The 13501-nt window shown below is 36.1% G+C and carries 13 protein-coding genes; 12 read left to right on the top strand and 1 reads right to left on the bottom strand.

All coding sequences use genetic code 11. From position 1 onward, the window contains the following. Positions 1–88 precede the first annotated feature (88 nt). The 3 genes from FNL60_RS06535 (at position 89) to rpsU (ending at position 2485) form a co-directional block, all read left to right on the top strand. Positions 89–1225 carry an aminotransferase gene (locus FNL60_RS06535; protein ID WP_002261967.1) on the top strand — a complete coding sequence of 379 codons (1137 nt, stop codon included), beginning with the start codon at positions 89–91 and terminating at the stop codon, positions 1223–1225. Positions 1226–1257: 32 nt separating this feature from the next. Then, the gene (locus tag FNL60_RS06530) at positions 1258–2073 is read left to right on the top strand and encodes a transporter substrate-binding domain-containing protein (protein WP_002280054.1); all 816 of its coding nucleotides are present in this window, start codon (positions 1258–1260) and stop codon (positions 2071–2073) included. 235 nt (positions 2074–2308) lie between these two features. Then, positions 2309–2485 (top strand): 30S ribosomal protein S21, encoded by a 177-nt coding sequence (gene rpsU, locus FNL60_RS06525; protein WP_000048058.1) that lies wholly within the window; start codon positions 2309–2311, stop codon positions 2483–2485. A gap of 157 nt (positions 2486–2642) precedes the next feature. On the opposite strand, the gene mscL is transcribed toward rpsU, so the two are convergent. Then, complete coding sequence (gene mscL, locus FNL60_RS06520) at positions 2643–3026, bottom strand: large conductance mechanosensitive channel protein MscL (protein WP_002261969.1); 384 nt, start codon at positions 3024–3026, stop codon at positions 2643–2645. Between the two features lie 159 nt (positions 3027–3185). Between mscL and FNL60_RS06515 the strand changes: the two genes are divergently transcribed. From FNL60_RS06515 to FNL60_RS06475, 9 genes are all read left to right on the top strand, one after another. Next, positions 3186–4706, top strand: coding sequence for a hypothetical protein (locus tag FNL60_RS06515; RefSeq protein ID WP_002261970.1), 1521 nt, complete (start codon positions 3186–3188; stop codon positions 4704–4706). A gap of 152 nt (positions 4707–4858) precedes the next feature. Next, on the top strand, positions 4859–6637 hold the full coding sequence (gene dnaG / locus FNL60_RS06510; RefSeq protein ID WP_025985883.1) for a DNA primase: 1779 nt from the start codon (positions 4859–4861) through the stop codon (positions 6635–6637). Positions 6638–6644: 7 nt separating this feature from the next. Continuing rightward, positions 6645–7760, top strand: a complete 1116-nt coding sequence (rpoD, locus tag FNL60_RS06505; protein WP_002261972.1) for an RNA polymerase sigma factor RpoD — start codon at positions 6645–6647, stop codon at positions 7758–7760. A gap of 12 nt (positions 7761–7772) precedes the next feature. Continuing rightward, on the top strand, positions 7773–8108 hold the full coding sequence (locus FNL60_RS06500; protein WP_002261973.1) for a metal-sulfur cluster assembly factor: 336 nt from the start codon (positions 7773–7775) through the stop codon (positions 8106–8108). A gap of 313 nt (positions 8109–8421) precedes the next feature. Next, entirely contained in the window at positions 8422–9279 is an 858-nt protein-coding gene (gene rfbD, locus FNL60_RS06495; protein WP_257638951.1) for a dTDP-4-dehydrorhamnose reductase, read from the top strand. Between the two features lie 106 nt (positions 9280–9385). Next, entirely contained in the window at positions 9386–10540 is a 1155-nt protein-coding gene (cps2T, locus tag FNL60_RS06490) for a beta 1-4 rhamnosyltransferase Cps2T (protein ID WP_002264159.1), read from the top strand. Next, complete coding sequence (locus tag FNL60_RS06485) at positions 10530–11465, top strand: glycosyltransferase family 2 protein (RefSeq protein WP_002280052.1); 936 nt, start codon at positions 10530–10532, stop codon at positions 11463–11465. The genes cps2T and FNL60_RS06485 overlap by 11 nt, the downstream gene beginning before the upstream one ends. After that, entirely contained in the window at positions 11465–12274 is an 810-nt protein-coding gene (locus FNL60_RS06480; protein WP_002261977.1) for an ABC transporter permease, read from the top strand. Before FNL60_RS06485 ends, FNL60_RS06480 begins: the two co-directional genes overlap by 1 nt. Next, positions 12274–13491, top strand: coding sequence for an ABC transporter ATP-binding protein (locus FNL60_RS06475; RefSeq protein ID WP_002261978.1), 1218 nt, complete (start codon positions 12274–12276; stop codon positions 13489–13491). Before FNL60_RS06480 ends, FNL60_RS06475 begins: the two co-directional genes overlap by 1 nt. Positions 13492–13501 lie beyond the last annotated feature (10 nt).

The following is a 13501-nucleotide window of genomic DNA, read 5'->3' as shown; positions in this document are numbered from 1 at the left end:
CTTTTATTATGTCTGAAACTCTCCTTAAAGATTGACAAGTTCCTGCTTATTAAGTATTATCAATACTAGAAAGAATGAAGGAGTCAAAATGAAGTTACCACGTTTTGGAGTGGAGGAGTGGCTTAATGTCCATGAAAAGAATGCCACCTACGACATTGCTGGTGTGTCAATTGCTGCTTTAAGTTTGGAAGAATTATTTCAATTAACCCAGCAAGATCTAAATGCCTTTTTTCAAGAATTAGGGCAGAAGAAAATGGACTATGGCTGGATAGAAGGCTCGCCTCAATTTAAGGCTGAGGTTTGTAAGCTTTATAAGAATATTCAAGCGGAACAGGTTTTACAAACCAATGGTGCCACCGGAGCAAACATGTTGGCTCTCTATGCCTTGATTGAACCAGAAGATCATGTTATTTCAATGTATCCAACTTATCAGCAGCTCTATGATATTCCTAAATCACTAGGAGCTCAAGTTGACTTGTGGCAGATTAAGGAAGATAGTAAATGGTTGCCAGATTTAGATGAGTTACGGCAGCTCATTCGTCCTAATACTAAGATGATTTGCATCAATAACGCCCACAATCCGACAGGTGCTATTATGGATGAGGCCTATCTGAAAGAATTAGTTGCTATTGTCGAGTCTTGTGGTGCCTATATTTTATCCGATGAAGTTTATAAAACCTTTGCATCTGACAAAAACATTCCGGCAATCGTTGATTTATATGATAAAGGCATTTCAGTAGATAGCTTGTCCAAAGCTTATTCTTTGCCAGGAATCCGCGTTGGTTGGGTGGCTTCTAATAAGAAAGTGACAGCTGTTTTAAGAGATTATCGCGATTATACCATGATTTGTGCTGGTGTTTTTGACGACATGTTGGCAAGTTTTGCTTTAAAACACCGTCAGGCAATTATTCAGAGGAATCAAGAGATTGTGGTCGATAATCTGCAAATTCTGCAAGATTGGCTGGCTAAAGAACCGCGTGCTCAGGCTATTTTACCGGATCATGTTTCGACTTCGCTTATTAAGCTGAATGTTCCGATGCTTATTGAAACCTTTTGCCTAAAGCTTTTATCAGATTATGGTGTGCTTGTCGTTCCTGGTAATCGTTTTGATATCGAGGGGCATGTTCGTCTGGGTTATTGTGGTGATACGGAGATTTTAAAAGCTGGTTTAACCAGATTATCGCAATGCTTGCGGCAATTTGACGAACAGGCAAAGATCACTTAAAATAGATTTGGGTTAATAGAAAAGAGGAAAGAATGACATTTAAAAAGTTAGTTTTAGGTTTGTTGAGTTTTGTGGCTGTATTTACTTTAGTAGCTTGCAGTTCTTCTAATTCAAAAAATTTACAGGATGATATTAAAGAAAAGAAAAAGTTAGTTGTTGCTGTTAGTCCGGACTATGCTCCTTTTGAGTTCAAGGCTCTTGTGAACGGTAAGGATACTGTTGTTGGTGCTGATATTGATTTGGCAAAAGCAATTGCTAAAGAATTGGGAGTGAAACTGGAATTATCTTCCATGAGTTTTGATAATGTCTTGTCCAGTTTAAAAACAGGAAAAGCAGACATAGCTATCTCTGGTTTATCTTATACCAAGGAACGTGCTCAAGCCTATGACTTTTCAGAAGCTTATTATAAAACGGAAAATGCTATTCTTATTAAAAAGTCTGATTTGAACAAATATACAATGATTTCTTCTTTTAGTAATAAGACTAAAGTAGCTGTTCAAAAAGGAACGATTGAAGAAGGATTAGCTAAAAATCAATTAAAACAATCAAACATTACCTCTTTGACTTCGATGGGCGAAGCTGTTAATGAGCTCAAATCTGGTCAGGTTGATGCTATTGATCTTGAAAAACCAGTGGCAGAAGGTTATGTGTCTCAAAATAGTGATTTGGTTCTTGCCAAAGTTGCCTTAAAAACGGGTGAAGGGGATGCCAAAGCAGTTGCTCTGCCTAAAGACAGTGGTCAATTAGTTAAGACGGTGAATAAGGTTATTAAGAAACTCAAAAAAGAAGATAAATACAAGCAGTTTATCAGCGATGCTGTTCAATTAACTGGTCAGCAAGTGGATTGATTAATAAATCGAAAAGCAAGTTTAGATGTTTTGCTTTTTCTCTGCAGTTAAAAGATTAGCGCCATTAATGCCATTTATTTATGAGAGAATAGCAAGCAATAATTTTTAATTATTGCCTTGTTTTTTGAAAATAGTTTTAAAATGGTTTGAAAACGTCTTGACATTTATTATCGTATTTTTGTATAATGTTTAAGAACGTGTAAATGTTACAATGAAATTGAGGGGAGTGAGATACATGTCAAAGACAGTAGTGCGCAAAAATGAATCACTTGACGATGCTCTTCGTCGTTTCAAACGTTCTGTAACTAAAGCTGGTACACTTCAAGAATCACGCAAACGTGAATTCTACGAAAAACCTTCTGTAAAGCGCAAACGTAAATCAGAAGCAGCTCGCAAACGTAAAAAATTCTAAAGTGATTAAATAAAAAAACAGGTCTGACCTGTTTTTTTGTTGGAAAATTCGAATAAACGATTTTCTGCATCAGTTTAATCTCATTGAGAATTCATAAAAAAACAAACCTCAATAAGAAGTTTGTTTTTGTTCTACCAGCCTGTCGAAGCAAGCTATATTAGTTTTGTTTTTCAAGAAGCGTCTTAATATCAGCAAGTAATTCGACTTCAGTTGGGTCAGCTTCAGTTGCAGCTTCTTCCTCTTGTTTCTTGCCAAGCGATACTGCTTTGTTTGCAGCTTTAACAACGAAGAAAAGTGTTGTACCAACGATAAGAAAATTGATAACTGCACTTAAGAAACTGCCATATGCAACACCGTTCCATGAAAGCTGAGCAATATTTTTAACATTGGCAGCTTTTAAAACTGGGTTAAGGAATAGGGGAGTAATAACATCTGAAACTAAGGAAGTGATAATGGCGTTAAAAGCAGCCCCCATAACAACAGCTACTGCAAGATCTAGGACGTTACCCTTAAATAAAAAATCTTTCAATTCTTTGATCATTTTAGATTTCCTTTCTGTTCATCAGATTCTTATTATACAGGAAGACACTAGGTTTTACAATACTTATGCTTCACTTTTTTCAAAATTGTGGTAAAATTGAAATGCTGCTAAAATGAAAGTATGCTATAATATTATCACTAATTTACTGAAAGGAAGAAAATGAAGAGCAGAAAACGTCAGCGAAAAGGGCTGGTTCGAAAAAATGAAATCATTATTTTAACTCTTTTTGTCGCATCAGCCGTTTCACTCTTAGCATTTACCAATTCTTTTGGGGTACTTGCTAAGAGTCTTCATCTTGAAAAAATCAATAAATCGATAACTATTTCGCTTCCTTTTGGTAAAAAAAAGATGGAACAAACAGCACGTTACTATTCAGGTGAACAGGTTCAGATCAGTTCCTCAGCTAAAAAAGACAGTCTTGGAAAAGGGCTGTCTCATTACCAAAATTGGATTGGGACAGTTAAAAAGATAAAATCACAAAAAGACAGTCGTCAAAAGCATCATTATAGTTATGAAGTTACATTTGATAATGGCAAAGCTTTGAAATATGTTCAGGAAAAAGACTTAGTTAAAACAAAAAGATCTAAATACAGCAAAGGTCAAATTGTCAAATTAAAATCCTCTGCGACAGCTGATTTAGATGGCAGCAGTTTAACGGATTATCGTGCATCAGCTGGTAAAATCGATCATATTTCTTATAATCATAGCAATACCACAGGTGGCTATAAGTATGATATCACCTTTGATGAAGGCGGCAAGGTGACTAATATTCAAGAAAAAGATTTGGATAAGGTTTATGAAGTTCAGCTAAAATCAGAAAATACTGCAGCTCAAAATAATGAGATTCTTAAACAAGCTTTTGCATATGCTAAACAACATTCTGGTACTATCTTAAGTTTGCCAAACGGTGAATTTAAGATTGGCAGTCAGACACCAGACAAGGATTATATCACTTTAACATCTGATACTGAAATTCGTGGAGATAATACGACACTTTTGGTTGAAGGATCGGCTTATTGGTTTGCTTTTGCAACTGGGACATCAGCTAGTGATGGTGTAAAGAATTTCACCATGCGCAATATCAATATAAAAGCCAGTGATTTGGAAAAAGGAAATCAGTTTATGATTATGGCTGATCATGGTGATAATTGGAAAATTTGTAACAATAGTTTTACCATGGTGCATAAAAAAGGAAGCCACATTTTTGACTTAGGTTCCTTGCAAAATTCAGCTTTTGAAGGAAATCAATTTACTGGCTATGCCCCTGAATTAACTAATGTCAGTAAGATTGATGATAATGCAGATCTTCATGATTTTTATTCAGAAGTTATCCAGCTGGATGCCGCTGAGTCTAGCGGTGTTTGGGATGGTGGGTTGATAAAGGCTATTGATCCAAATTATGAAAATTATAATAAAGAGAAACAGTTGTGCAATAACATCACGATTGCTAATAACTCTTTTGTTCCTTATATAGACAGTCATGGCAAAATAATAGCATACAGCGGAACTATCGGACAGCACTCTTCTGATGTCGGCCTTGTCAAAATTTATGATAATGTTTTTAGTAACTCTTTGGTCAGCCGTTTCAATCAAAATGGCAAAAGCGAGGCGTGGATTTTTAAAGCTATTCACCTAAAATCAAATTATAATAATGCTGTTTATGCCAATTCTATCAGTTAAGTAGTGAAAGGTTGTTATAAAGCACTTTCAGGTTAAGTTTAGACTTTAACCGAAAGTGCTTTTTTGCCTATCATTTATTTTACAAGGAACTTCTAAAATGTTATAATAAAAGGCAATGCTAAAAAGCAATTTTGAGGTGGAGGTGATGACTTCTGGTTGTTGATAAAGAGAAGATTAAAGAAATCAAAGACAGTATCAACATTGTTGATGTTATTGGTGAAGTTGTTAGTCTTTCACGCTCTGGTCGTAATTATTTAGGACTTTGTCCTTTTCACAAAGAAAAGACCCCTTCTTTTAATGTTATTGAAGATCGTCAATTTTTTCATTGCTTTGGTTGCGGCCGCTCAGGAGATGTTTTTAAATTTGTTGAGGATTATCGTAACATTAGCTTTCTGGAAAGCGTTCAGGTTTTAGCTGAGCGTTCAGGTATTAATGTTACTCTTCAAGATAAGAGTCAAGAAGTTAAAAAGGAACATCCACATCAAAAACTTTTTAATATCAATGGAGATGCGAACAAATTCTATCAAGCTGTTTTGAAGACAACGAAAGTTGGAGAAACTGCACGGCAGTATCTTTATGAGAGAGGTTTGACAGATGAACTTATCACTTATTTTAAGATAGGTTTGGCTCCCAATGAGTATGATTATCTGTATCAGGCCATGCTCAAAAAATATGATGAAGATACAATTATTAATTCAGGTTTGTTTAATCTATCAGATAGCAACTCCATTTATGATGCTTTTCGTAATCGGATCATGTTTCCTTTGACTGATGAATTTGGACACATTATAGGTTTTTCGGGACGGATTTGGACAGAAGAAGATACTTCTAAAAAATTAGCAAAGTATAAGAATACCCGCTCAACAATCATTTTTAATAAATCTTACGAACTTTACCATTTGGATAAGGCTAAGACTGCAGCTAAAAAAGAACATGAACTTTATCTTATGGAAGGCTTTATGGATGTTATTGCAGCCTATCGTGCGGGTATTCCTAATGCTGTTGCTTCTATGGGGACAGCGCTAACACCAGAACATGTTAAGCATTTAAGAAAATTTACTAAAAAAGTTATTTTGACCTATGATGGTGATAAAGCCGGACAAAATGCTATTGCTAAATCATTGGACTTGCTGTCTAATATGGCGGTGGAAATTGTTAGAATTCCCGGACAGATGGATCCAGATGAATTTATCAAGGAGAATTCAGAAGAGGAATTAGAAAAGCTGCTAAAACAAGCAAGGATTAGCAGTGCTGAGTTTTGGATTGAACATCTAAAACCTGAAAATATTGATAATTTGCAAGCGGAAATTGACTATGTCGAAAAGATAGCTAAGGTTATTGCTGCTTCACCGTCTATAACAGCTCAGAATACCTATATTAATAAAGTAGCTGAGTTTCTACCAGATTTTGATTATTTACAGGTTGAACAGGCAGTTAATAATGAGCGACTGCAAACGCGTTCACAAATCAGCGAACAAGAGTCAGCCAATCAGCAGGTTTTAATAGATTTGCCGGTAACTAAACAATTAACCGCTTTAACTAAAGCCGAGAGTCAATTATTCCACCGCTTACTCCACCACGATTACCTCTTGAATGAATTTCGTAATCGTGCTCATTTTAAATTTACAACGCCAGAATTACAAGAACTTTATCAAATTCTCAAAACTAACGGTGAGATTAATGCTTATGATTTGTCTCAACTTTCCAATCAGCTTCAGGAAACTTATTATCGTGTTTTAGAAGAAAATCTTCCTGAAGAAATTGCTGAAGATGAAATTAAGCAGATTGAAGATCAAATTGATAAGTGTTTGCAGCGACAAGAAATGCGCAAACAAAGCAAAGCTATTCGAGAGAGTAGCAATCATGGCGATGTAGATACTGCAGTGGAAGGATTAGCAGCCCTGATCGCTCAAAAAAGAAATATGGAATAGAGGAAAAATGGTAAATAATAAGAAAAAAACATCAAGTACTTTTAATGTTCAAGTTGCAGATTTTATTCGCAACCATAAAAAAGAGGGAGTTGCTGTTGATGATGAAGTTACTGAAAAATTAGTTATCCCTTTTGAACTTGAAGCAGAGCAGATTGATGATTTGCTGGAACGTTTGACAGATGGCGGTATCTCAATTACTGACAGAGAAGGCAATCCTTCTACCAAATATGCTGTTGAAGAAATTAAACCAGAAGAATTAACCGATGAAGAATTATTAGGCAGTAATTCTGCCAAGGTTAATGATCCTGTTCGCATGTATTTAAAAGAGATTGGCGTTGTTCCTCTTTTGACTAATGAAGAAGAAAAAGAACTAGCTATTGCTGTTGAAAATGGCGATCTTGAAGCGAAGCAGCGCTTGGCAGAAGCTAATTTGCGTTTGGTTGTTTCCATTGCAAAACGATACGTAGGACGCGGAATGCAGTTTCTTGATCTCATTCAAGAAGGTAATATGGGTTTGATGAAGGCAGTTGATAAATTTGATTATTCCAAAGGTTTCAAGTTTTCAACCTATGCAACTTGGTGGATTCGTCAAGCAATCACACGTGCCATTGCAGACCAAGCACGTACGATTCGTATTCCAGTACATATGGTGGAAACGATCAATAAGCTGGTGCGTGAGCAGCGCAATCTTCTTCAAGAACTGGGACAAGATCCAACACCGGAGCAAATTGCTGAGCGAATGGATATGACACCAGATAAAGTGCGTGAAATTTTAAAAATTGCTCAAGAACCGGTGTCTCTTGAAACACCAATTGGTGAAGAAGATGACAGCCATCTAGGCGATTTTATTGAAGATGAAGTCATCGAAAATCCCGTTGATTATACAACTCGTGTTGTCTTGCGTGAGCAGTTAGATGAAGTTTTGGATACTCTTACTGATCGTGAAGAAAATGTCCTTCGTCTGCGTTTCGGGCTTGATGATGGAAAAATGCGGACGCTTGAAGATGTTGGTAAAGTCTTTGATGTTACTCGTGAACGTATTCGTCAAATTGAGGCTAAAGCGCTTCGCAAGCTGCGTCACCCTAGTCGCAGCAAGCAGTTGCGTGACTTTGTTGAAGATTAAGAGAGGTGGGCTATGGCAGATAAAAACTATACTCCCGAAGAAATTGCTAAAATTAAAGATAGAATCCTTGAAGCTTTGGAAATGGTTATTGATCCAGAACTGGGTATTGATATCGTTAATCTAGGTCTTATCTATGATATTCGTTTTGAAGATTCAGGCCGTACTGAAATTGATATGACATTAACAACGATGGGCTGCCCATTAGCAGATTTGCTTACAGATCAAATCCACGATGCTCTTAAAGACGTTCCAGAAGTTTTGGACATTGATGTGAAACTTGTTTGGTCACCAGCTTGGACAGTGGATAAAATGAGCCGCTATGCCCGTATTGCGTTAGGGATTCGTTGAAGTTAAATTGTTAAAAAGGGAATAGGCCAGACACACATGATTGTTGCGTAATCACCCACAAAATAGTCTAATCTATAAGTTACATATGAAAATCGTGATTTCGTAGAATTGATTTTGCAGTCCTACCCCCAGCACAGTTGATTAGGTATTGACATGAATAACATTTATGAGGCTATCACTTTGTGAATCAAGGGGTAATGCTTTTCAATCAATAACTTCATCATGCTGTTATAACTATTTTATATAATGAGATTAATACTTTTGTTTTAGTCTTTTTTAGGTAATAGTAATAAAGCTTTTTAAAGGAGAAAAAATAATGATTTTAATCACAGGAAGTAATGGTCAATTAGGTACAGAATTACGTCATTTACTTGATGAACGTAATGAAGACTATGTGGCTGTTGATGTTGCAGAGATGGATATTACAAAAGCTGAAAAAGTGGATGAAGTCTTTTTACAGGTTAAACCGAGTCTTGTCTACCATTGTGCAGCCTATACAGCAGTTGATGCTGCAGAAGATGAAGGTAAAGAGTTGGATTATGCTATCAATGTGACAGGAACTGAAAACATTGCTAAGGCTTGTGAGAAATATAATGCAACTTTGGTTTACATTTCAACTGATTATGTGTTTGATGGTGAAAAGCCAGTTGGTCAAGAATGGGAAGTGGATGATAAGCCAAATCCTAAGACTGAGTATGGTCGGACAAAGCGTTTAGGTGAAGAAGCAGTTGAAAAATACGTTAAGAACTTTTACATCATCCGTACAGCTTGGGTATTTGGTAATTATGGTAAAAATTTTGTTTTTACTATGCAACATCTTGCTAAAAGTCATAACAGTTTAACGGTTGTTAATGATCAGCATGGTCGTCCGACTTGGACACGAACTTTAGCTGAATTTATGACTTATCTGGCTGAAAATCAAAAAGAATATGGTTATTATCATTTATCAAATGATGCAACCGAAGATACGACTTGGTATGATTTTGCACTTGAAATTTTAAAGGATACCGATGTTGTCGTAAAACCTGTTGACTCTAGTCAGTTCCCTGCTAAAGCCAAACGGCCGTTAAATTCAACTATGAGTTTGACAAAGGCTAAGGCGACAGGATTTGTTATTCCGACTTGGCAAGAAGCTTTACAAGAATTTTATAAGCAGGATGTCAAAAAATAGTATTTTAGCAAAGAAGGACAGGTTTAAACCTGTTTTTTCTTTTCGCAAAATTCTTTAAAATATGCTATAATGTAATGTATTGTATTATAAAATGGGGGAATAGAGTTTGCGTCATGTATTCATCATAGGAAGTCGCGGCTTACCAGCAAAATATGGTGGTTTTGAGACTTTCGTGGAAGAATTGGTTAAGCATAAACAGTCGCAGCAGTTAACTTATCATGTGGCCTGTCTTAGTGAGACTGACCAGCATAAGCATTTTACCTATTTAGGTGTTGATTGTTTTACTATTAAGGCTCCTAAGCTGGGTCCTGCCAGAGTCATTGCTTATGATATGATGGCTATTCGCTATGCTTTAAAGTTGATCAAGGATCAAAAAATCAAACACCCTATTTTTTATATTTTAGGAAATACAATCGGTGCTTTTATGGGACCCTTTGCTCGTAAGATTAAGCACATAGGCGGACGATTTTATATTAATCCAGATGGTTTGGAATGGCGACGTTCTAAATGGTCACGTCCAGTGCAAGCCTATCTTAAATATGCTGAAAAATGCATGACCAAAAAAGCTGATTTGGTTATTTCTGATAATACTGGAATTGAAGGCTATATCAAACAAATGTATCCTTGGGCAAAGACGACTTTTATTGCCTATGGCACGGATTTATCACCTTCAGGGCTGTCAAAAAACGATTCCAAGGTTAAAGACTTTTATAAAAAATGGGCTATTAAAGATAGAGGATATTATCTCATTGTTGGACGTTTTGTTCCTGAGAATAACTATGAAACAGCTATCCGTGAATTCATGACTTCGTCAAGTGAACGTGATTTGGTTATTATTTGCAATTATGAAGGCAATGCCTATTTTGAAGATTTGCGACAAAAAACCGAATTTGATAAAGATAAGCGTATTAAATTTGTTGGGACAGTTTATGATCGTCCTCTTTTAACTTATATTCGTGAACAAGCTTTTGCTTATATTCACGGTCACGAGGTTGGAGGGACTAATCCCGGTTTGCTTGAAGCTTTAGCCCATACGGACTTGAATCTTGTCTTGATTACTGAATTTAATTATACAGTAGCATTAGATGCTGCACGGTATTGGACTCAGGATAGTGGAAGTCTTGCTCAGTTAATCAATCAATTTGATAAACAGGAAAATTTTGCAGAGTATGGACAAAGAGCTAAGGAAATTATTGTAAATTACTATACTTGGGAGAAAATTGTAGAAGAGTACGAGGACTTGTTCTTACATGAAAGTTAATATTTTAATGTCCACCTACAATGGTCAGGAATTCATCGCCCAACAAATCCAAAGTATTCAAAAACAAACTTTTGAAAATTGGAACTTACTTATTCGCGACGATGGTTCTAGTGATGAAACTCCTAAAATTATTGCAGACTTTGCTAAGTCTGATGCGCGGATTCGTTTTATCAATGCTGATAAACGAGAAAATTTTGGTGTCATCAAAAATTTCTATACCTTACTAAAATATGAAAAGGCCGATTACTATTTTTTTAGCGATCAAGATGATGTTTGGCAGCCGCAAAAGCTGAAATTAACTCTGGCAAGTGTTGAAAAAGAAAACAATCAAATCCCTTTGATGGTTTATACAGATTTGACAGTAGTAGATAGAGATTTGCAAGTTTTGCATGATAGCATGATCAAAACACAGTCTCATCATGCCAATACTAGTTTACTTGAGGAATTAACAGAAAATACAGTTACTGGCGGGACTATGATGGTTAATCATTGTCTAGCTAAGCAGTGGAAGCAGTGTTATGATGACTTGATTATGCATGATTGGTATTTAGCGCTCCTTGCTGCCAGTCTAGGTAAATTGATTTATCTAGATGAGACCACAGAATTATACCGCCAGCATGAAAGTAATGTTTTGGGAGCTAGAACTTGGTCTAAACGTTTGAAAAATTGGCTGCGTCCCCATCGTTTGGTGAAAAAATACTGGTGGTTAGTAACATCAAGTCAGCAACAAGCCAGTCATTTATTGGAATTGGATTTGCCGGCAGCTAATAAGGCTATTATTCAAGCTTATGTGACTTTGTTGGATCAGTCGTTTTTAAACAGGATTAAATGGCTCAAACAATATGGTTTTGCTAAGAATCGTGCCTTTCATACTTTTGTTTTTAAGACATTGATTATTACTAAATTTGGTTATAGGAGAAAATAATGGACTTTTTTAGTCGTAAAAATCGTATTCTATTAAAAGAACTTATCAAGACTGATTTTAAACTTCGTTATCAAGGAAGCGCCATTGGCTACCTTTGGTCAATTTTGAAGCCTTTGATGCTGTTTGCTATCATGTACATTGTCTTTGTTCGTTTCTTACCTTTAGGGGGCGATGTGCCTCACTGGCCTGTTGCTCTCCTGCTAGGAAATGTTATTTGGACATTTTTCCAAGAAACAACCATGATGGGTATGGTTTCTGTTGTAACGCGTGGCGATTTACTGCGTAAACTTAATTTTTCGAAGCAGACGATTGTTTTTTCAGCAGTCTCTGGAGCTGCTATTAATTTTGGTATTAATGTAATTGTTGTTTTAATCTTTGCCCTTTTAAATGGTGTAACTTTTACTTTTAGATGGAATTTATTCTTGTTGATTCCGCTTTTCCTTGAGCTCTTACTTTTCTCAACAGGGATTGCCTTTATTTTATCAACGCTTTATGTGAGATATCGTGACATTGGTCCTGTTTGGGAAGTTATTCTGCAAGGGGGGTTCTATGGAACGCCAATTATTTATTCTTTGACTTATATTGCTACTCGCAGTGTTGTAGGTGCTAAGCTTCTTTTATTGAGTCCAATTGCTCAAATTATTCAGGATATGCGGCACATTTTGATTGATCCAGCTAATGTTACTATTTGGCAGATGATTAATCATAAATCTATTGCTGTCATTCCATATCTTGTGCCTATTTTTGTGTTTATTATCGGTTTTCTTGTTTTCAATTATAATGCTAAGAAATTTGCGGAGATTATCTAATGACAAAAAATAATATTGCAGTCAAAGTTGACCATGTCAGTAAGTATTTTAAGTTACCTGTTGAAAGTACTCAAAGTTTGAGAACTGCCTTAGTCAATCGTTTTAAAGGGATTAAAGGTTATAAGAAACAGCATGTCCTGCGAGATATTGATTTCGAAGTTGAAAAAGGAGACTTTTTTGGTATTGTAGGCCGAAATGGTTCTGGTAAATCAACACTTTTAAAAATTATTTCTCAAATTTATGTTCCTGAACAAGGCAAAGTTACTGTAGATGGGAAATTAGTTTCTTTTATTGAACTCGGTGTCGGTTTTAATCCAGAACTGACTGGCCGTGAAAATGTTTATATGAATGGGGCTATGCTTGGTTTCACAACTGAAGAGGTAGATACTATGTATCAGGATATTGTAGACTTCGCAGAACTTCAAGATTTCATGAATCAAAAGCTGAAAAACTATTCTAGTGGGATGCAGGTGCGTCTTGCCTTCTCTGTTGCCATAAAAGCGCAAGGGGATGTCCTCATTCTTGATGAAGTTTTGGCGGTTGGTGATGAAGCCTTTCAGCGTAAATGTAATGATTACTTTTTGGAAAGAAAGAATAGCGGCAAGACTACGATCTTGGTAACGCACGATATGGCTGCAGTCAAGAAATATTGTAATAAAGCTGTTTTAATAGATGATGGTTTGATAAAGGCAATTGGTGAGCCATTTGATGTGGCTAACCAATACAGTTTAGATAATACAGACCAGATTGTTGAGGATAAACAAGAAGAGGAAGCAGCCGTTCAGGAAGAAGAGCAAATTGTTGTTGATAATCTTGAAGTAAAACTCCTGTCTGCTAATCGTATGACACCAAGAGACTCCATCCGTTTTGAAATTTCTTATAACGTTCTTGCAGATGTGGGAACATATATTGCTCTTTCTTTGACAGATGTTGATCGTAATATTTGGATTTATAATGACAATTCTTTAGACTATCTATCCAGTGGTTCAGGAAAGAAACGGGTTTTTTATGAATGCCATCTGAAAAGCTTAAATGATATTAAGTTAAAATTGGAAGTGACAGTTAGAGATAAGCAAGGGCAGATGTTGGCTTTTTCTAGTGCGACAAATACACCTATTATTTCTATTAATCGAGATGACCTTGAAGGTGATGACAAATCAGCTATGGATTCTGCCAGTGGACTTATTCAAAGGAATGGGCAGTGGCAATTTTCATAGGATATAGTGT

The organism is Streptococcus mutans (genome assembly GCF_006739205.1).
Classification (GTDB): domain Bacteria; phylum Bacillota; class Bacilli; order Lactobacillales; family Streptococcaceae; genus Streptococcus; species Streptococcus mutans.
The sequence above is the reverse complement of the archived record's forward strand: the minus strand, read 5'-3'. Positions and strand labels throughout refer to the sequence as shown.